Origin of the sequence: Achromobacter sp. ES-001 (assembly GCF_019448355.1) — a bacterium.
In the GTDB taxonomy this organism is placed as follows: domain Bacteria; phylum Pseudomonadota; class Gammaproteobacteria; order Burkholderiales; family Burkholderiaceae_B; genus Achromobacter; species Achromobacter spanius_B.
Map to the genome: position 1 here is coordinate 2,993,749 of NZ_CP079940.1, position 18,806 is coordinate 3,012,554.

The following is an 18,806-nucleotide window of genomic DNA, read 5'->3' on the forward strand; positions in this document are numbered from 1 at the left end:
TCAATGTCCCATTTTCAGATTGGTGCGCGCCAGCAGGATGACGGGCAAAAGGCCGGCCAGCACGATTGCCAGCGCCGCGACGGCGCCTTCCTCGTACGTGCCGCGCGCGGCTTCGGCGTAGAGCCAGGTGGCCAGCGTGTCGAAATTCATGGGGCGCAGCAGCAGGGTGGCGGGCAGTTCTTTCATGGCGTCCACGAACACCAGCAGCGCGCTGGCCGCCAGGGCGGGGCGCAGCAGGGGCAAGTGCACGCGGCGCAGCGTGCCGCCGGATGTCTCGCCCAACAGGCGCGACGCCTGTTCCAGCGAAGGCGGAATGCGGGCGAGTCCGGCTTCCAGCGCGCCGGTCGAAATGGCCAGGAAGCGGATCACATATGCGCACACCAGAGCGGCCATGGAACCCATCAGGAACAGGCCCGTTCCGCCAAAGACCTTGGCCACCGCCGTGTCGATCCAAACGAACGGCGTCAGCAGGCCAATGGCCAGCACGGTGCCCGGCACGGCGTAGCCCAGGCTGGCAATGCGCGCGCAGGCGCGGCCGGGGTTGAAGCCGGCGCTTTCGCGCAGGGTGCGCCCCGCCCACGCCACGATCAGGCCGCATAGCAACGTGACGATGGTGGCGCTGAACGCCACGATCAGCGTGTTCGACAGGCCGTTAATGAGCTGGTCCGATACGCCACCGACCTGGTCCAGGCGCTTATAGGTTTCCACGACCAGATAAAGCGCGGGCGCCACAAAGCCCAGCACCACGGGTATCCACCCCAGCAGCGTAGCGATAGCGGCGGCCGGGCCACGCAGGCGGCGCGGCTGCATCGGGCGCATGCGCTGCGTGTTGGCATAACGCTGGCGTTTGCGGCCGTGCCGTTCCAGCAGGATCAGGCCGATCACGATGGCCAGCATGGTCAGCGCGATCTGCGCCGCGCCGGCCAAGTCGGAGCGCGTGACCCAGGTGGTATAGACCGAGACGGTCAAGGTCTGCACGCCCAGGAATTCCGAGGCGCCGATGTCGTTCAGCGTTTCCAGCAGCGCCAGGCTCACGCCGACCACGATGGCGGGCCGTGCCAGCGGCAAGGCCACGCGGCAGAACACGGCGATGCGGCCGGCGCCCAGCGTGCGCGCGGCTTCCAGCAGACTGGCCGCCTGCGTCATGAACATCACGCGGGTGCTGAGGTAGACGTAGGGGTACAGCACGAAGCCCAGCACGAAAATCGCGCCATAGATGGAACGCAGGTCGGGCAAGCGGAACTGGCGCGGGCTGTCATAGCCCAGCAGCGCGCGGATGGCGGTCTGGATGGGGCCGATGGGGTGCAGCAGATCCAGGTAAGCGAACGCGATGATGTAGGTGGGCACCGCCAGCGGCAGCAGCAGCGCCCAGGTCAGCACGCGACGCGTGGGGAAGTCGTAAGCGGTCACCAGCCAGGCGGCGCCCGTCCCCAATAGCGTAACGACCACGCCCACCCCGGCAAGCAGAATGGCCGTGTTCGCAAGCGCCTGCGGCAGCACGTAGCTGGCCAGATGCTGCCAGTGCGAAAGTTCCCCGCCCAGCGCCCACCAGCCCAGCGTCAGCACCGGGGCCAGGACGGCCAGGGCAATCAGGCCCGCGCCCGCCAGCCAGCCGGCGCCGCGTTCGGTCCAGCGCAGACGCATCGGCCGGGGCAAAGATTCAGTGTGCATGCTTCAACGTTGATGGCATCAATGGCAAGGCCTGTTCCCTTCAAAAAAGGGAACAGGCCCAATACTGTTCGATGGCCACTGGACGCTTGTGGCGTCAGGCAGCCATCCAGGGATCAGTTGTCGAAGCCGACCTTGTCGACCAATTCGCTGGCTTGTTTGCGATGCTTGGCGATTTCGGTCAGGGGCAGGGGATCCACTTTCAATTCACCAAAGCTGGCGATGACCGGGTCCAGCTTCACGCCCTTGCGCACGGGGTATTCGTAATTGGCCTGGGCGTACAGCGCCTGGGCCGGTTCGGATACCAGGAAGTCCAGCAGCTTGATGGCGTTGGCCTTGTTGGGCGCGTGCGCGGCCACGGCGGCGCCGCTGACGTTCACGTGCGTGCCACCGCTTTTTTCGCTGGCGAACGTGGGGCGGATGACCTTGATGGCGTCGCCCCATTTGCGGGCGTCGGTGCCGGGTTCGGCGTTCTTCATGTGGCCGACGTAGTAGGCGTTGGCCAGGCCGATATCGCAAATGCCGCCCAGGATGTCACGCGCCACGTCGCGGTCGCCACCGGCTGCCTTGCGGGCCAGATTGGCCTTGACGCCACGCAGCCATTTTTCAGTGGCCTCGGCGCCGTCATGCGCAATCATGGAGGCGACCATGGCGGTGTTGTAGGGATGCTGGCCCGAACGGATGCAGACCTTGCCCTTCCACTTCGGGTCGGCCAGGTCTTCGTAGCGGAAGGTTTCCAGCTTCAAATCCTTTTCCACGTACAGCACGCGGTCGCGCAGCGACAGGGCGTACCACTTGCCGTCGGCGCCGCGCAGGTTGGCGGGAATCACCGATTCCAGCGTCTGCGACTTGACGGCCTGCGTCACGCCGCCATCAACCAAGTCCAGAAGGTTACCGATGTCCACGGTCATCAGCACGTCGGCGGGCGACTTGGCGCCTTCAGCCTTGACGCGTTCCAGCAGGCCGTCCTTGACGAATACCGTGTTGACCTTGATGCCGCTTTCCTTGGTGAAGGCGTCCAGCAACGGTTGGATCAGCTTGGGTTCCCGGGTGGTATACAGGCTGACTTCTTCCGCGGCGTTGGCCGATATGGTGAAGGCGGCGGCGCCGGCCAGCGCCAGGGCGCGCAGCAGCGAATTCAATTGGGGACGCTTGGTCATGTCGGGAAACTCCGGCTAGGGCTGCAACGGAAAGGGCAGGGTCTTGCAAGCCTTTCCGCTGCTTAAAACAGTCTGCTAACGAAAATGATTATCAACTGAGAACGCGACAATAACAGGAAGCAAAGACGCGTTCAACTCTTCGTAAGCGGCACTGTTCCAGCCTTGATTCCTATCAATACGTCATAAGCGTATTACGGAATAATGAGACAAGTTCCCAACAAGACCTGTAGAATAGGGACAACCCTAATAAGCGAATTCCGACATGGCTGCTTTCAACACAGAGCGCGTACTAAGCGTGCACCACTGGAACGACACCCTGTTCTCCTTCACCACGACGCGTGACGCGGCCTTGCGGTTCCACAACGGCCACTTCGTCATGATCGGCCTGGAAGTTGAAGGCAAGCCGCTGCTGCGTGCCTACAGTATCGCCAGCGCCAACTACGAAGAAAACCTCGAATTTCTCAGCATCAAGGTGCAAAACGGCCCGCTGACGTCGCGGCTGCAGCATCTGAAAGAAGGCGACACCATCCTGGTCAGCCGCAAGCCGGTTGGCACGCTGGTCGTCGACGACCTCAAGCCCGGCAAGCATCTGTTCCTGTTCGGCACGGGCACCGGCCTGGCGCCATTCATGAGCATCATCAAAGACCCGGACATCTACGAACGCTTCGACAAGGTCATTCTGGTGCATGGCGTGCGTTGGGTCAGCGAACTGGCCTACGCCGACTTCATTGAGAAAGAACTGCCGAACAATGAATTCTTCGGCGATGTCGTGCGCGAAAAGCTGGTGTATTACCCCACCGTCACGCGCGAGCCGTTCCGCAACCAGGGCCGCATCACCGAACTGATGGAAAACGGCAAACTGTGCGATGACATCGGCATCCCCCAGATCAATCCCGAAACCGATCGCGCCATGATCTGCGGTAGCCCGCATATGCTGGCCGACATCAGCGCCATGCTGGACAAGCGCGGCTTCACCGTGTCGCCGGGCGTGGGCCAGCCGGGTGACTACGTAGTTGAACGCGCATTCGTGGACAAATAAGTCACCGTATTGCGGCAGTAAAAAGCCCCATCGCATGCGATGGGGCTTTTTTATGTTCGTCAGGCGGAGGCGGCGGGGATCATTCCGGTTGAATGCCGGCCTTTTTGATGATGTCGCCCCACTTCTTCGATTCCGCTTGCTGGAAGGCTGCCAGCTCGTCCGGCGTGGACGTGGCGGCGTCGGTCCCCGTCTGTGCGTAGAACTGCTGGGCCGGCTTGGTCTTGGTGGCCTTCACCAGCAATTCGTTCAGACGCTTGACGACATCGGGCGGCGTGCCGGCCGGCGCATAGGCCGCGAACCAGTAGCCCATTTCGTAACCCGGCACACCGGCTTCCGCAATCGTCGGCACGTCGGGCGCCAACGGCGAACGCGCGGTGCCCGTCACGCCCAGCGCGCGCAATTTGCCCGACTTGACCTGCGGCAGGCCGGTAGCGGTGTCGGTGATCATCATGTCGATCTGGCCGCCCAGCAGGTCGGTGACCGCCAGCGGGTTGCTCTTGTACGGCACATGCAGCAGCTGCACGCCCGCCATCTGCTGCAACAGTTCGCCTGCGATCCGGCTGCTGGAGCTGCCGCTGCCAAAACTCAGCTTGCCCGGTGACTTCTTGGCTTGCGCCAGGAAGTCGGCCACGGTCTTGGCCTGGGAATTCGGGTTCACCACCATGATCTGGCCGCCTTTGCCCAACAACGAGATCGGCGCAAAGTCCTTGACCGGCTGGTAGGTCAGCGATTTGTACAGATGTTCGTTGGCGGCGTGCGTGGTGTTGGTGGTGATAAGTACGGTGTAGCCGTCGGGCGCGGCGCGTGCGCCCGCCGCGGCGCCGATCATTGCGCTGGCACCCGGCTTGTTTTCAATGACGACCGCCTGACCGGTCTGCTCGGTGACACCCTGGCCAATCGCGCGGCCGATCTGGTCGGTGGCGCTGCCGGCCGCAAAGGGCACGATGAACGTGATCGGCTTGGTGGGGAACGACTGGGCCAGCGCGGTCAGGGGCAGGGCGGCGGCCAGCAACAAGGCCAGGCGGCCCTTCGATGAAATTCGCATGTTGTGTCTCCTGTGATGCTTTTTTTATAAGGGGTGGAAAAATCAGGCGGCCGCTGGGCGGTCACCGGGTACGTCTGGCAGCCGGCGTGCCAGTTCAGGGCTGACCTCCACCGTCAGGTCCAGCAATCGAAAAGACAGGCTCTTGCCGTGCGTGTCCAGGTTCAGGGCATCGTTTACACCGCCGTCCAGTACGCCTTCCAGCACGAAATTCATGGCGTGCAATGTCGGCAGCAGATAGCGCGTGACGCGCGCGGGGTGGCGATACGCAAACCACTCGGCCACGCGCGCTTCAGTCACTTGGGACACCAGCACGTCGTAGCACTCCGGGTCCCAGGCGATCAGGCTCAGGTTCGAGATGTCGCCCTTGTCGCCCGAACGGCTATGGGCCAGGCGGTACAGCGGCACGGCCTGCATGTGGGAAGAATTCATGGCGCGATGGCCTCCAGGAAAGTCCAGCCGCTGTGCACGGCATCGCGGGCGATGGTGCAGGACACCATGTTCAAACGCGGACGCAACGCGGTGCGCACGCCGCCGCCGCCAGCCGGGCCGCAGGTGTACAGCGCGGTCACTTCGCGCAGGATGCGTTCGGCTTGGGCGCGGTCGGCGTGTTCGCCGGCCAGGCGCAGGCGCACGTCGCGCGCGTGTGTGTCGGGCAGCGAGCGCCGCATTTCGCCCGCGTCATCGCCCAGGATGCTGATCGCGCCGATCAGGTCGGCGCGTAGCGTAAAGCCGGCCCCAAGCCGCTTTTGCACGATGTCCGCAGCCAGGCGCGCGCGGGCTTCCGCTTGCACTCCCGCGTAGGAAATCTCGGCTTCGGCCAACCAGCCGCCTCGGTAGCAGACGTTGACCTTGAGCTCGTCCGGGCGGGCGTGGCCCGTAATGCCGTGCACCGCGACGCGGTTGCCGCCCAGTTCCACAACGCGAGCCTGGCTCAGGTCCGCCACCACATCGGGTGTCAGGTAGCGCGCCGGGTCGTGGACTTCGTACAGCAGTTGTTCCTTCACCGTGCGCGCGTCCACCGCGCCGCCCGTGCCGTCCGCTTTGCCGATGACGAATTCGCCGTCGGCATCGATTTGCGCAATCGGAAAGCCCGCCGCGTGCACGTCGGGCACTTCTTTCAAACCGGGCACGCAGAAATAGCCGCCCGTCACTTGCAAGCCGCATTCCAGCATGTGGCCGGCCATGGTGGCGCGACCCAGGCGCGGCCAGTCCGCCGCGTCCCAGCCGAAGTGAGCCAGGGCGGGGCCCAGCGTCAACGAAGGGTCCGCCACACGGCCCGCCACGACGATCTGGGCGCCGGCCATCAGCGCTTGCGCGATCTCGGTGGCGCCCAGATAGGCGGTTGCGCTGACGACATCGTGTCCGGTCAGCGCGTCGCCCAGCCGTTCTTGTAGCAGCGCGCGTTGCTCCGGCGTGTTCAACGCATCGCCGTAGACGACGGCGATGCGCGGCGTGGGCAGACCCTGTTCGCGCGCAATGGCGGCAATGCGCCGGGCGGCGGCTTCCGGGTTGGCCGCGCCAAAGTTGCTGACAATGTTGATGCCATGGCGCAGGCAGTCGGCCAGCACGGGCGACACCAGGTCGTCCAGCAGCGGCTCGTAGCCGCGATTGGGGTCGTCGTTGCGTGCCAGTTGCGCCAGCGCCAGCGTGCGCTCGGCCAGTGTTTCGAAGATCAGAGTGCCGCCGCCCTGGGCGGCCAGCGTGCGCACCACGGCGGCGGCGCCGTCGCTGCGGTCGCCGGAAAAGCCAGAGGCGCAGCCGATAAGCAGGGGAGATTGAGGCATAGGGGGTCCAGTCGGGCCTTGCGATGTCAAGCCACTATAGGCATGCGCCCATCATCCGTAAAATAGAAAGATCGGATCAATTGATAGAGAAAAGCCATGAATCTATCCGCCCGGCAGTTACGCGCGTTTGTCGCCCTGGCCGACGAACGCCATTTCACGCGCGCAGCCCAGCGCTGCCACCTGACGCAGCCGGCGTTCAGCGCCCTGATCCGCCAGCTGGAAGACAGCGCCGGCCTGCGGCTGTTCGACCGCAATACCCGCCACGTTGAATTGACCGCCGAAGGGCGGGTGCTGGACGCCTCGGCCCGCCGACTGCTGGCGGACATGGACCTGGTCATGGAAGACATGCGCGACCATGCGGCGCGTCGACGCGGGCGGGTCGCCTTGGCCGCGCTGCCGTCGCTGGCGGCGGGCTGGTTGCCGGGCCTGCTGGCGCGCTTTGGACAAGCACACCCCGGTATCGTGGTGGATCTGCGCGATGCCTTGCTGGACCCGTGCCTGGACATGGTTCAAAGCGGGCAAGTGGATTTCGCCCTGGCATCGCGGCGCGCCGACATGACCGACCTGGACAGCGAATTTCTGCACGCCGACCGCTACTTTCTGGTGTGCCGGGCCGACCACCCGCTGGCGACCCAGCCCCGCGTCCGGCTGCGCGATATCGCAAAATATCCCGTCATCCAGCTTGCGCGCGGCAGCAGTGTGCGCAAACATCTGGACGAAGCGTTCGGTGCCGACGCGCCCTTGCCAGTATTTGAAGTCGAGCATCTGGCCACTGTGACCGGCCTGGTGCGTGCCGGCCTGGGCGTATGCGTTGTGCCGGCCATGACGCTTTTTCACTTTGCCAGCAATGACTTGCGCGTGGTGCCTCTGGCGGGTCGCGCATTGACCCGGCCGCTGTACCTGGTGCAGCGCCGTGGCCGCAGCCTGTCGGTTGCGGCGCAGGCGCTGGCCGACTTGCTGATCGCGCATCGCGGCGATATTGGCGGGGCCGGCCATCAGCCGTCTGCATGAAACCGGATTTCGTCCGTGCCTGCGTCATCCGGCCACTTTCGCAAATGTCTATTGCTGGATAAACTTCGATAGTTGTAGCTTTCTATCCGTCAACCGAAGGATTCCGCCCATGAGCAAGCAAATCATCCATACCGACGCAGCGCCCGCCGCCGTTGGCCCTTACTCGCAAGCGGTTGCCGTTACCGGCACCAAGACTGTCTACTTGTCGGGCCAGATCGGCCTGGAGCCGGGCACGGGCGATCTGGTCTCTGAAAACTTCGACGCGCAAGTGCGCCAAGCCTTCGCCAACATGCAGGCCGTGATCACCGAAGCCGGTGGCACGCTGGACAACGTCGTCAAGCTGACCTTGTTCCTGACCGACCTGGGCAAATTCACCGCCGCCAATTCCATCATGGCCGAGATCATTCCGCAGCCGTTCCCGGCCCGCTCGACCATTGGCGTGGCCAGCCTGCCCAAGGGCGCGCAGTTTGAAGTCGAAGCCATCATGGTTCTGTAAGGCGGCCCCGTACGCAGCATTCCGAGGTTCGTTTCTTGATGCCGGCCGCGGCCGTGGCTTCCAAGCGACCCGGCGCCGATAAGAACGGCGCCGGCAAACCGATGACGGATACCGAGCGCAAGCTTCGGAATCTGGGTCTGGTGCTGCCCGAGGACTTCGTGCTGCATCTGCCACTGCGCTACGAAGACGAAACCCGCGTTGTGCCCATCAGCGCCTTGCGGCCCGGTTATGCCGGGCAAGTCGAAGGCGAGATCACCAAGTCCGAGGTCCAGTACCGGCCTCGGCGCCAACTTACTGCGACGCTGGCGGACGAGACCGGCGAAATCCAATTGCGCTGGCTGAACTTCTACCCCAGCCAGCAAAAGCAGATCAGCGTGGGCAAACGCCTGCGCGCCCGGGGCGAAGTGCGCAGCAACCTGTTCGGGCGCCAGATGGTGCACCCGCGCATGACCAATGCCGACGCGCCTTTGCCCACGGCCCTGACGCCTGTGTATCCCACCACCGAAGGCCTGCCGCAACTGACGTTGCGCCGCGCCATCGCCCAGGCGCTGGACCGCGCCGACTTGTCCGACACCTTGCCGCCCGAAGCGCTTGAACGCTACGACCTGCCGCCGTTCGAGCCCGCCATTCGTGCGCTGCACACCCCCGCGCAAGGCGAATCGGAACAGGCGCTGCTGGACCGCGTGCATCCCGCATGGCGCCGCATCAAGTTTGATGAATTACTGGCCCAGCAGTTGTCGCTGGCCGCCGCGCGCGCCGCCCGTCGCATCAAGGAAGCGGAATCGCTGCCCGTGCGCAATGAGCCGGGTGGCCTCGTCGCCAAGCTGTACGCGAATTTGCCGTTCAAATTGACCGCCGCACAAGAACGCGTCGTGCAGGAAATCTCGGCCGACCTGGCCAAGCCCTATCCCATGCACCGTTTGCTGCAAGGCGATGTGGGCAGCGGCAAAACCGTGGTCGCCGCCATCGCTGCCGCGCAGGCCATCGCGGGCGGGGCGCAGGTTGCGCTGATGGCCCCCACAGAAATCCTGGCCGAGCAGCACTTTCACAAGCTGGTGTCGTGGTTGCAGCCGCTGGGCGTGAACGTCGCGTGGCTTAGTGGCAGCTTGACCGCCAAGGCGCGCCGCGAGGCCGCCGCTGCTGCGGCTGACGGCAGCGTGCAACTGGTCGTCGGCACCCAGGCCATTATTCAAGACCACGTTGAATTTCATCGACTGGGTCTATCTATAGTTGACGAGCAGCACCGCTTTGGCGTGGGGCAGCGCCTTGCGCTGACCAAGAAGGGCGAAACCGTGCGCGGCCGCATCGTGCCGCATCAGCTGAACATGAGCGCCACGCCCATTCCGCGCACGCTGGCCATGACGTTCTTTGCCGACCTTGACGTGTCCGTCATCGACGAACTTCCACCCGGCCGCACGCCTGTGTTGACCAAGCTGGTGTCGGACGCGCGGCGCGAAGAAGTCATCGCCCACGTCGCCCAGGCGGCTCGCGGCGGCCAACAAGTGTATTGGGTGTGTCCGCTGGTCGAAGAAAGCGAAGCGCTGGAATTGCAAACGGCGGTGGACACCTACGAAGGCATGCGGGTCGACCTTCCCGATTTGCGCATCGGCCTGGTTCACGGCCGCTTGCCGCAAGCGGAAAAGGCCGCCGTCATGCAGGCATTTCGCGAAGGCGAAGTGGACCTGCTTGTCGCTACCACCGTCATCGAAGTGGGTGTGGACGTGCCCAACGCTTCGCTGATGGTCATTGAACACGCCGAACGATTCGGGCTGGCGCAGTTGCACCAGCTGCGCGGGCGGGTAGGGCGCGGTACCGCTGAATCGGTTTGTGTGCTGCTGTACCAGACCCCGTTGTCCCAGGTTGCGCGCGAACGTCTGCGTGCCATGTTTGAAACGTCGGACGGCTTCGAGATTGCCCGACGCGACCTGGAACAGCGCGGCCCCGGCGAGTTCCTGGGTACGCGCCAATCGGGCATGGCGCTGCTGCGCTTTGCCGACCTGGAAACCGATGCCTCTATCGCGGAAGACGCGCGCGATGCCGCGGTGTGGTTGCGCGCCGAACATCCCGCCGCCGTCCAGGCGCACCTGGCCCGCTGGATGCGCGGCCGCGAAGACTTCCTGCGGACCTGATGCGATGCGGCCCGTCCTACACCTGACTCATTCAAGCGCCGGCCCCAAGGCCCGCGCGTAACTTCCGGGGGCGCAGTCCACCATGACTCTCACCGAACTCAAGTACATCGTCGCCGTCGCGCGTGAACGCCATTTCGGGCGGGCGGCCGAAGCCTGTTTCGTCAGCCAGCCCACGCTGTCGGTCGCGATACGCAAGCTGGAAGACGAGCTGGGCGTGACGCTGTTCGAACGCGGCGGCGCCGAGGTCGGTGTTACCCCCATCGGTCAACGCATCGTCGCGCAAGCCCAGAAGGTGCTGGAAGAAAGCGCCAGCATCAAAGAGATCGCGCGGCAAGGCCACGACCCGCTGGCCGGGCCGCTACGTGTCGGCGTCATCCATACCATTGGCCCTTACTTGCTGCCCAAGCTCGTCCCCGTGCAAATCGGCCGCACGCCGCAGATGCCATTGCTGCTGCAAGAGAACTTCACCGTGCGTCTGGTGGAACTGCTGCGGCAGGGCGAAATCGACTGCGCCATCATGGCGCTGCCGCTGCCCGAGGCGGGCTTGGTGATGCAGCCGTTGTACGACGAACCCTTCATCGTCGCGGTACCCAATGACCACGAACTGGCGCAAAGAAAATCCATCGATGCGCAGGACCTGAAGCAGCAGACGATGTTGCTGCTGGGCAGCGGTCACTGCTTTCGCGACCAGGTGCTGGAGGTCTGTCCCGAACTGTCGCGGTTCTCGGCGGCCAGCGACGGCATCCAGCGCACCTTCGAGGGCTCATCGCTGGAGACGATCCGCCACATGGTGGCCGCAGGCATCGGCGTGACCGTGTTGCCGATCACCGCCGTCCCCGAGCATCCGCCCAGCAACAGCCTGCTGCGCTATCTTCCGTTCGACGGCCACGTGCCCGAGCGCCGCGTCGTCCTGGCATGGCGCCGCAGCTTCCCACGCCTGGCCGCCATCGAAGCCTTGGCGCAAGCGGTGTACGAGTGCGAGTTGCCGGGCGTGAAGATGCTGTCTGACGAGGCGGCGGCGGTGCAGGACTGATCTTTTGTCTGGCGCCGTGCCCGCGTCGCCGCGTTACCGCCGTAGCGCCGTAGCGCCGTAGCGCCGTCCGCGGCCCCTTGCGGCACATTTGCGCAGGGTCAAAGCGGCGGCTTGGAAGCCCTTGTTTTATGCGGATTCCCCGCCATTTCATCATCTTTGCAGTGGTATCCTTCTTTCGTACTTTTCCTAATAGGAGCTAGCAATGGCCAAGTCCCCCAAGAAGACCCCGAGCGTTCCGCGCATCAACATCGGCATTTCGGACAAGGACCGCGCGGCCGTCGCCGGCGAATTGTCCAAGCTGCTGGCCGACTCGTACACGCTGTACCTGATGACGCACAACTTCCACTGGAACGTCACGGGGCCCATGTTCAACACGCTGCACCAGATGTTCATGACGCAGTACACGGAAGAGTGGACCGCGCTGGATAGCATCGCTGAACGCATTCGCGCCCTGGGCCACTACGCGCCGGGCACGTACCGCGAATATTCGAAGCTGTCGTCGATTGCCGAACCGGAAACCGTGCCGGAAGCCCTGGAAATGGTGCGCCTTTTGGTTAGCGGCAACGAGTCGGTTGCCAAGACGGCACGTTCGGCGTTCGAGAAGGCGGATGCGGCTAACGACCAGCCCACGGCTGATCTGCTGACGCAGCGCTTGGATGTGCATGAAAAGAATGCATGGATGCTGCGGAGCTTGCTGCAGTAACTTGTGTAGGGATTATCGGCGTGGTCGTACGTTAGGCGATTTTTGCTTGCAGCGGCGCAGAATGCCATAAAGTAAATGTGATATGGCCGTCCTTTTGGGGCGGCCATTTTTTTACGACTTACCTATAGATAGCGCGCATGCGAAAACCCGATAAAGTATTGCATTAGTAATAAAACGTGTAATCAAATTACTGGGTGTGTGGTCGGTGGTGGATCCTGATTGGGCCGAATTTGAGCATATCTCCTCTCAAGTATGCGCAAACTTCGCGCAGTTACTGTAACTCTTGCGCCGCGCACCCCAGAAATATTGCCAATTCTCTCCATTCGCTAAAAAACGCTCGCCGGCTCGATTACAATGCCGGCACTTTGTTGGTTCTGTACATGGAAGTAACCGCATTTTTGCGGATGCTGGCTCGGCTACCGTGCGATAAGCCCGGCGTCCGGTCCCGGATAATCCAAGCAGATTCGAGCGGATCGGCGGAATGAATAATACAAACGGCAGGCAATCAGGCATTCCTGATTGTGTGCTAATTACCGGTGCCACCGGCGGCATAGGGAAGGCTTTGGCGCGTGAATATGCGCAGGCGGGCTCGCGCACGCTGATTCTGCAAGGACGCGATTCGCGCCGATTGCAAGAAGTCGAGTCGATCTGTACAGGCCTGGGCGCGCGCGTCGTGACTCAACTGTTGGATGTGCGAGATCTCAACGCGCTGACAGCGTGGTTGGAAGACATCAGCCACCGCGAACATCCCGACCTCGTCATCGCCAACGCCGGCGTAAATATCAACACGGGTGCCGAACAACAGGGCGAGTCATGGGATGACGTGCTGCGCCTGCTTGACGTCAATGTGCGCGCCGTCTTCGCGACCGTGCACGGCGTGCTGCCCGCAATGCGGGCGCGTGGCCATGGCCAGATCGCCCTGGTCAGTTCACTTGCCGCGTGGCGCGGCCTTCCCGAAACCCCGAGCTATAGCGCCAGCAAGGCCGCCGTCAAGGTTTACGGTGAGGCCATGCGTGACGGTCTTGCTCGCGAAGGCGTGCGGGTCAACGTCATCATGCCCGGCTATGTAGAGTCTCAGATGTGCTTCGATATGCCCGGGCCCAAGCCGTTCCTGTGGTCTGCGGCCAAGGCGTCGCGCGTCATCCGGCAAGGGCTCCGCTCGAACAAGGCCCGCATCAGCTTTCCGTTTCCATTGAACCTGGGCACGTTCTTGCTTGCCGTCATTCATCCTGCGGTGTCGGGCTGGTTTTTGCGCCGGATGGGTTACGGTGCTTGAGCAGGTTGGGGGCTTTCTGTTGCCTGCTTTGTTGCTTGGCCTCGTCGCAAGCTGGATGTTGGAAGGCCTGCTGCAGCCGCGTCCCGTTGCCGTCTGGCGCCGTCCGCTCGCCGCTAATCTGACGCATGTTGCGGTCTGGCTGTTGGTGTTCGCCGTCGAACTCGTGCTGTTCCGACGGCCATTCTTCGCCATGGCTAATGTCCTGGCCATCGAACTCGTGCTGGTGCTCGTCAGCCGGGCGAAATACCACTCGCTGCAAGAACCCTTCGTCTATCCCGATTTTGAGTATTTCACCGACGCCCTCAAACACCCGCGTCTGTATCTGCCGTTTTTCGGCTGGATCAATGCGATCGCTGCGATAGGGGGCTACGGCGTTGCCCTTTGGCTGGGCCTGGCCTACGAGAACGCGATTGTGCTGCAAGACCATCCGTCATTCTTGCCGACCGTGGGATTACTGGGCTCGGCTTGTCTGGCATTGGCGATAGGGTCGGGGCGACGCCTGACGGTGAGTTTCGATGCCGAAGCCGACCTGCGTCGGCTGGGATTCGCCGCTGCGCTGTGGGCTTACGGTCGCGCGGAGCGGCAGTGCGCGCAGGGAATGCGTGCTCGCGCACCGTTCCTGGGGGCTAGGCCGGACCGTTTGCCTGATGTGCTACCTGATCTGGTCAGCATTCAGAGCGAGTCCTTTTTTGATGTGCGTCGGCCTTATCCCATCGTTAAGCAGGACGTGCTGGCGGGCTTTGATCGACTGCGCGCCGAGTCATTGGTGCAAGGCGAGCTAAAAGTTGCCGCACGCGGCGCGAACACGGTCCGCACCGAGTTTTCATTCCTGTCGGGGATGAGTGCTGGCGAACTGGGCGTACATCGCTACAACCCCTATCGCCGCCTGGCCGGGCAGGGCTTGCCGACGCTGGCCTCCTATCTGAAAACCCTGGGCTATCGAACGATTTGCGTGCATCCGTTTCACGGCAGCTTCTACCGCCGTGACAAAGTCCTGCCCGCGCTTGGCTTTGAAGAATTTATTGACCTCAAGGCGTTTGAAGACGCGGAAAAGGTTGGCGCGTATGTCGGCGATCAGGCGTTGGGCCACTACGTGTCGGCCTTGCTGTCGCGTGACGATCCCCGCCCGCTGTTCATCCACGTCATCACCATGGAAAACCACGGCCCACTTCATTGGGAAGCCGTCACCGAAGACGACGCACGCGACGTGCTGAACGGGCCGATGCCGCCAGGATGTGAAGACCTGGTGGCCTATGCCCGCCATCTGCGTAACGCCGATGCGATGTTTTCAAATCTGCGTCAGACCCTGCTGAGCAACGGCCGCCCAGCCGGTTTGTGCGTCTTTGGCGATCACATTCCCATCATGCCGAAGGTGTATCGCGCGTTGGGAGCGGTGAGCGGATTGACGGAAGGGATGATTTGGGCGGCGGGAGGGAAAGCGGGCGAGGGCAAACGCCTGGATATCTCGAACCTCGCGTCAGATTTTTTGTTTAGATTCGCCCTTGTGAAGGGTACCGATTAAAAGCATGTCGCCACATTTGCAGTCCAGAAGCTGTCGACACACAGCTTGTGCAGTGAGTTTAAAAACCATATGAAAGCAAAGAACAAATCTTCCAAGGTCGGCTTGCTGATCACAGGCGCAGTCCTCGTGTCGTTGCTGTCCGGCTGCGGAACGATGCCTGGCTGGATAGCATCCAGCGGTGCGAGCCGCCAACAGGTGGTCGAGAACCAAGAGTCTGGGCGCATTGAAGGTATCGAGCTAATCGACGTCAATGACACGCTCGCTAGAAAACTCGCCGAGAGCAAAAAGCTTGGGCAGTTTTCGGACGTATTCCACAGCACGGCGTCCAACAATTATCTGATTGGCCCGGGCGACATCATCGAGGTCTCCATCTGGGAGTCTCCGCCGGCCATGTTGTTTGGCACAAGCGGCCTTGATATCAAGACCGGACCAACGACTTCCAATTCCGTCACCTTCCCGGAACAAATGGTTTCGCCTGGGGGCACAATCACTGTGCCTTTTGCCGGCCACGTGTCCGTGCAGCGGCGCAGCACGCAGGAAATTGAAGCCGACATCGCAAGACGCTTGCAGGGCAAAGCCAACATGCCCCAAGTGTTGGTTCGAGTGATCAAGAACAATACGTCCAATGTGACGGTGGTCGGAGAAGTGACGACCAGCACATTGATGCCCTTGACGCCCAAGGGTGAGCGACTGTTAGACGCATTAGCCGCCGGCGGGGGCGTTAAGCAAGCGGTCAATCGCATGGCGGTCCAGCTGTCTCGCGAAAATCAAACGTCGACCATGGCGTTGGATTCGATCATCCGTGACCCTCGGCAGAACATTCTGCTCAAGCCGGGTGACGTGATCACGGCCCTGTTTCAGCCGCAAAGCTTTTCGGTACTGGGCGCAACAGGGAAGAACGAAGAAATTGCCTTTGAGGCGCAGGGCATCTCGCTGGCTCAGGCCTTGGCGCGCTCGGGCGGCTTGAACGATAGCCGGGCGGATGCACGCGGGGTCTTCATCTTCCGCTTTGAAGATCCGAAGCTGGTTGACGCGCAAGGCGGCGCTGAACAACAAACCGCTCAACGCACCTCAGGCGCAGCGGTTCCCGTGGTCTACCAAGTTGATCTTCGGGATCCCGCTTCGTTCTTTGTCACGCAGAATTTCCCGATTCAAAATCGGGACGTGATCTACGTGTCGAACGCGCCTGCTGCTGAATTTGAGAAGTTCCTACGGTTGGTGGTATCCGTGGCTGTACCCAGTGTGACGCTGAATAATGCGTGGCGGTGAGTGAGTTCATGATCCGTCCTTTGATCTTGCATCGGGTTTGCCATGTCTGAGCCGCGTAGCTCGCTTTCGATCACTTTCTCCGTCTGGCGGGCAGTGTTCCTGCGGGAGTCACTCGACCGTCTGTTTGACATGCGCGCCGCATGGTTCTGGCTGCTGATGGAGCCGGTGATGCACATAGCGTTCATCACCTTCGTCTTTACCGCGATCCGTCTGCACACCATCGGAGGGATCGATACGGCCGTTTGGATCATGGTGGGAATGCTGGCGTTTTTCCTGTTCCGCCGAACCGCTCTGCAGGTGATGTACGCAGTCGAATCCAATCAACCCCTGTTCGCCTATCGACAAGTCAAACCCTTCGATGTGGCTATCGTTCGCGCTGGGCTCGAAGCCTTTCTGATGGTGATTGTGTCAACCGTCATTCTGGCTGGCGCCGCGTTCCTCGGGCATGTGACATTTCCCCGAGATCCTTTGCAGGTCGCCATCGCGCTATTCGGACTGTGGCTCTATGGGCTGGGCTTCGGGCTGGTGGCGTCGGTGCTGATGGAGCTGGTTCCCGAGACGGAACACGTCCTCAAGCTAGTGATGCTGCCTCTGTACTTGGTGTCTGGGGTGATCATGCCCATCATGTCCGTCCCGCAGCCTTACCGGGATCTGCTCATGATCAACCCGATCGCCCACGGGCTGGAGCTCGTGCGCTCCGGTTTCGTTCCTTACTATCACATGGTGCCCGAAACCAGCGCCAGCTATCTCTACACTTGGGCGGGCGCCAGCGTTCTACTCGGCATGGCGCTGTATCGGCGTTATGAGCTGCGGTTGGTGATGCAATGATCATCGTCAACGACGTTCATAAACGCTACAAGACCGAGCACGGTCTGGGCAAGTGGGTGCTGCAGGGCGTGACCCTGACGATCCCTCGCAACCACAACGTGGGTCTGATCGGCCCGAACGGCGCCGGGAAGTCGACCTTGCTTCGTTTGATCGGAGGCGTGGACCACCCCACCAAAGGTGACGTACAGCGCCACTGCCGCGTGTCCTGGCCTATGGGGCAAGGCGGCCTAGAAGGAACGCTGACGGGCAGACAGAACGCAAAGTTCGTCTGCCGCGTCCATGGGCACCAGGCGGATCTGGCCGACCGGCTTGCGTTCATCCAGGACTTCTCGGAGTTACGCGCCGCGTTCGACGAACCCGTCAGTACCTATTCTTCCGGCATGCGCTCTCGGCTGCAGTTCGCCTTGTCACTGGCCTTCGAGTTCGATGTTTACATCTCGGACGAAGTTACGGCCGCGGGCGATGCCGGCTTCCGCAAAAAAGCTGCCGCCGCGTTTCAGTCCATGACGACCCGCGCGGGCTTAATCATGGTGGCGCACGACGAAGGGACGCTCAAACAGTTTTGCCAATCAGGTATTTGGATTCATGAGGGCAAGGCGTACTGGTTCGATCAAATCGACGACGCTCTCAACGCTTATAACGATTCACTCGATAAATGACGGAACAACACATCACGAAAGATGAGGGGCGACTCTCTAAGGTGACATCGTATCTGGGCAAGACCCGAAACGATTGGCTCTCTATACGGCTGTTCAAACGGTTGATCCGGCTCACGCTGATCGTGGCGTTGCTGACGATCGTCTATTGGTTGTTCTTTGCGTCTGACCGGTATGTCTCGGAAGCCAACGTCATCATCCGTAAAACGGACTCTGTCAGCGCGCCTGCGTTTGACCTGACGATGCTGGCCTCGGGCGGCGGCACCGTCAATCGTACCGACCAATTGCTGCTGCGTGACTACCTGCTTTCCGTCGATATGCTGAAGAAGCTTGACGCAAAGCTCAACCTGCGCGCGCATTACAGCGACTCGAGCAGGGACATCCTGTCGCGGCTCTGGTTCGAGGACGCGTCAACCGAGTGGTTCTATCGCTATTTCCAGACACGCGTAAATGTCGATTACGACGATTATGCCGGCGTGCTTCGCATCAAGGTCCAGGCCTATGACGCGAAGACCTCACACGCCATCGCGGACATGCTGGTCAAGGAAGGCGAGCAGTACATGAACCAGTTGGGCCATGAGATGGCGGAGGCGCAGGTGGGCTTTCTGACGACTCAGGTCACTCAGGCTCAGCATCGTTTCCAAGAGGCCAGCCAGGCCTTGCTGAATTTCCAGAACCAGCAAGGTTTGCTCTCGCCGCAGGCCACCGCTGAGAGCATCAACGCGATCGTCGCCGAGCTTGAGGGCCAGCGGGCGCAATTGCAGACGCAGTTGGCTTCTCTACCGAAGTCGTTGGACCGAGATCATCCGAACATCTTAAGAATCAAACAGGCGCTTACCGCAGTTGATCGTCAGATCGAACAAGAAAAAGCAAAGCTTGCAACGCCTTCGGGCAAGACCCTCAACGCGACGGTAGAGGAATTTCAGCGCCTGCAAATGCAGATGAATTTTGCGCAGGATCTCTATAAGTCGGCGCTGATTGCGCTTGAGAAAGGGCGTAATGACGCGGTGCGGTTGCTGGAGAAGGTTTCAATCCTGCAAACGCCCACGATGCCGGAATATCCGCTTGAGCCGCGCCGCCTGTACAACGCGCTTGCGACGCTGCTGTTGGCGTTGATGATCGCCGGCATTTTGAAGCTGCTCGAGAGCATTGTGCTGGACCACGTTGATTAATAGCCTTGAGGAAAA

17 protein-coding genes are annotated in these 18,806 nt (G+C 62.0%); 12 read left to right on the forward strand and 5 right to left on the reverse strand.

Annotated elements, in window-relative coordinates:
- Together KYT87_RS13595 and KYT87_RS13600 are read right to left on the reverse strand one after the other, a co-directional pair.
- Nucleotides 1-1,671, reverse strand: coding sequence for an iron ABC transporter permease (locus tag KYT87_RS13595; RefSeq protein ID WP_219992454.1), 1,671 nt, complete (start codon nt 1,669-1,671; stop codon nt 1-3).
- A 113-nt stretch (nt 1,672-1,784) separates the two neighbouring features.
- Entirely contained in the window at nt 1,785-2,828 is a 1,044-nt protein-coding gene (locus KYT87_RS13600; RefSeq protein ID WP_219992455.1) for a Fe(3+) ABC transporter substrate-binding protein, read from the reverse strand.
- Between the two features lie 262 nt (nt 2,829-3,090).
- Here KYT87_RS13600 and KYT87_RS13605 point away from each other — a divergent pair, with 262 nt between their 5' ends.
- Nucleotides 3,091-3,867 carry a ferredoxin--NADP reductase gene (locus KYT87_RS13605; RefSeq protein ID WP_006219651.1) on the forward strand — a complete coding sequence of 259 codons (777 nt, stop codon included), beginning with the start codon at nt 3,091-3,093 and terminating at the stop codon, nt 3,865-3,867.
- A 79-nt stretch (nt 3,868-3,946) separates the two neighbouring features.
- Here KYT87_RS13605 and KYT87_RS13610 read toward each other — a convergent pair whose 3' ends face one another.
- Genes KYT87_RS13610 through KYT87_RS13620 form a run of 3 tightly spaced genes read right to left on the reverse strand, consistent with a single transcriptional unit; the run spans nt 3,947 to nt 6,696 of the window.
- A complete protein-coding gene (locus tag KYT87_RS13610) occupies nt 3,947-4,912 on the reverse strand; it encodes a tripartite tricarboxylate transporter substrate binding protein (RefSeq protein WP_046804927.1) in 966 nt (321 codons plus the stop codon).
- A 42-nt stretch (nt 4,913-4,954) separates the two neighbouring features.
- Nucleotides 4,955-5,341 (reverse strand): hypothetical protein, encoded by a 387-nt coding sequence (locus tag KYT87_RS13615; protein ID WP_104143921.1) that lies wholly within the window; start codon nt 5,339-5,341, stop codon nt 4,955-4,957.
- Nucleotides 5,338-6,696 (reverse strand): acyclic terpene utilization AtuA family protein, encoded by a 1,359-nt coding sequence (locus tag KYT87_RS13620; protein ID WP_219992456.1) that lies wholly within the window; start codon nt 6,694-6,696, stop codon nt 5,338-5,340. The genes KYT87_RS13615 and KYT87_RS13620 overlap by 4 nt, the downstream gene beginning before the upstream one ends.
- 96 nt (nt 6,697-6,792) lie before the next feature.
- Between KYT87_RS13620 and KYT87_RS13625 the strand changes: the two genes are divergently transcribed.
- From KYT87_RS13625 to KYT87_RS13675, 11 genes are all read left to right on the forward strand, one after another.
- Entirely contained in the window at nt 6,793-7,707 is a 915-nt protein-coding gene (locus KYT87_RS13625; protein WP_046804924.1) for a LysR family transcriptional regulator, read from the forward strand.
- Between the two features lie 109 nt (nt 7,708-7,816).
- Complete coding sequence (locus tag KYT87_RS13630) at nt 7,817-8,203, forward strand: Rid family detoxifying hydrolase (protein WP_046804923.1); 387 nt, start codon at nt 7,817-7,819, stop codon at nt 8,201-8,203.
- A 38-nt stretch (nt 8,204-8,241) separates the two neighbouring features.
- The gene (recG, locus tag KYT87_RS13635; protein WP_046804922.1) at nt 8,242-10,332 is read left to right on the forward strand and encodes an ATP-dependent DNA helicase RecG; all 2,091 of its coding nucleotides are present in this window, start codon (nt 8,242-8,244) and stop codon (nt 10,330-10,332) included.
- A gap of 82 nt (nt 10,333-10,414) precedes the next feature.
- Complete coding sequence (locus KYT87_RS13640) at nt 10,415-11,365, forward strand: LysR substrate-binding domain-containing protein (RefSeq protein ID WP_046804921.1); 951 nt, start codon at nt 10,415-10,417, stop codon at nt 11,363-11,365.
- A 202-nt stretch (nt 11,366-11,567) separates the two neighbouring features.
- On the forward strand, nt 11,568-12,068 hold the full coding sequence (locus KYT87_RS13645) for a Dps family protein (RefSeq protein ID WP_046804920.1): 501 nt from the start codon (nt 11,568-11,570) through the stop codon (nt 12,066-12,068).
- Between the two features lie 481 nt (nt 12,069-12,549).
- Entirely contained in the window at nt 12,550-13,344 is a 795-nt protein-coding gene (locus tag KYT87_RS13650) for an SDR family oxidoreductase (protein ID WP_219992457.1), read from the forward strand.
- Complete coding sequence (locus KYT87_RS13655; protein ID WP_255594110.1) at nt 13,337-14,866, forward strand: LTA synthase family protein; 1,530 nt, start codon at nt 13,337-13,339, stop codon at nt 14,864-14,866. The genes KYT87_RS13650 and KYT87_RS13655 overlap by 8 nt, the downstream gene beginning before the upstream one ends.
- Before the next feature lie 69 nt (nt 14,867-14,935).
- Nucleotides 14,936-16,135 (forward strand): polysaccharide biosynthesis/export family protein, encoded by a 1,200-nt coding sequence (locus tag KYT87_RS13660; protein ID WP_219992458.1) that lies wholly within the window; start codon nt 14,936-14,938, stop codon nt 16,133-16,135.
- Nucleotides 16,136-16,177: 42 nt separating this feature from the next.
- Complete coding sequence (locus tag KYT87_RS13665; RefSeq protein ID WP_219992459.1) at nt 16,178-16,963, forward strand: ABC transporter permease; 786 nt, start codon at nt 16,178-16,180, stop codon at nt 16,961-16,963.
- Nucleotides 16,960-17,622: an ABC transporter ATP-binding protein gene (locus KYT87_RS13670; protein ID WP_219992460.1), complete on the forward strand. Its 663-nt coding sequence runs from the start codon at nt 16,960-16,962 to the stop codon at nt 17,620-17,622. The genes KYT87_RS13665 and KYT87_RS13670 overlap by 4 nt, the downstream gene beginning before the upstream one ends.
- On the forward strand, nt 17,619-18,791 hold the full coding sequence (locus KYT87_RS13675) for a chain-length determining protein (protein WP_255594111.1): 1,173 nt from the start codon (nt 17,619-17,621) through the stop codon (nt 18,789-18,791). Before KYT87_RS13670 ends, KYT87_RS13675 begins: the two co-directional genes overlap by 4 nt.
- Nucleotides 18,792-18,806 lie beyond the last annotated feature (15 nt).

Excerpts from the sequence above, each read along its gene's own strand:
- KYT87_RS13595 (WP_219992454.1), bottom strand. The coding sequence starts at position 1,671 with ATGCACACTGAATCTTTGCCCCGGCCGATGCGTCTGCGCTGGACCGAA.
- KYT87_RS13600 (WP_219992455.1), bottom strand. The coding sequence starts at position 2,828 with ATGACCAAGCGTCCCCAATTGAATTCGCTGCTGCGCGCCCTGGCGCTG.
- KYT87_RS13605 (WP_006219651.1), top strand. The coding sequence starts at position 3,091 with ATGGCTGCTTTCAACACAGAGCGCGTACTAAGCGTGCACCACTGGAAC.
- KYT87_RS13610 (WP_046804927.1), bottom strand. The coding sequence starts at position 4,912 with ATGCGAATTTCATCGAAGGGCCGCCTGGCCTTGTTGCTGGCCGCCGCC.
- KYT87_RS13615 (WP_104143921.1), bottom strand. The coding sequence starts at position 5,341 with ATGAATTCTTCCCACATGCAGGCCGTGCCGCTGTACCGCCTGGCCCAT.
- KYT87_RS13620 (WP_219992456.1), bottom strand. The coding sequence starts at position 6,696 with ATGCCTCAATCTCCCCTGCTTATCGGCTGCGCCTCTGGCTTTTCCGGC.
- KYT87_RS13625 (WP_046804924.1), top strand. The coding sequence starts at position 6,793 with ATGAATCTATCCGCCCGGCAGTTACGCGCGTTTGTCGCCCTGGCCGAC.
- KYT87_RS13630 (WP_046804923.1), top strand. The coding sequence starts at position 7,817 with ATGAGCAAGCAAATCATCCATACCGACGCAGCGCCCGCCGCCGTTGGC.
- recG (WP_046804922.1), top strand. The coding sequence starts at position 8,242 with ATGCCGGCCGCGGCCGTGGCTTCCAAGCGACCCGGCGCCGATAAGAAC.
- KYT87_RS13640 (WP_046804921.1), top strand. The coding sequence starts at position 10,415 with ATGACTCTCACCGAACTCAAGTACATCGTCGCCGTCGCGCGTGAACGC.
- KYT87_RS13645 (WP_046804920.1), top strand. The coding sequence starts at position 11,568 with ATGGCCAAGTCCCCCAAGAAGACCCCGAGCGTTCCGCGCATCAACATC.
- KYT87_RS13650 (WP_219992457.1), top strand. The coding sequence starts at position 12,550 with ATGAATAATACAAACGGCAGGCAATCAGGCATTCCTGATTGTGTGCTA.
- KYT87_RS13660 (WP_219992458.1), top strand. The coding sequence starts at position 14,936 with ATGAAAGCAAAGAACAAATCTTCCAAGGTCGGCTTGCTGATCACAGGC.
- KYT87_RS13665 (WP_219992459.1), top strand. The coding sequence starts at position 16,178 with ATGTCTGAGCCGCGTAGCTCGCTTTCGATCACTTTCTCCGTCTGGCGG.
- KYT87_RS13670 (WP_219992460.1), top strand. The coding sequence starts at position 16,960 with ATGATCATCGTCAACGACGTTCATAAACGCTACAAGACCGAGCACGGT.
- KYT87_RS13675 (WP_255594111.1), top strand. The coding sequence starts at position 17,619 with ATGACGGAACAACACATCACGAAAGATGAGGGGCGACTCTCTAAGGTG.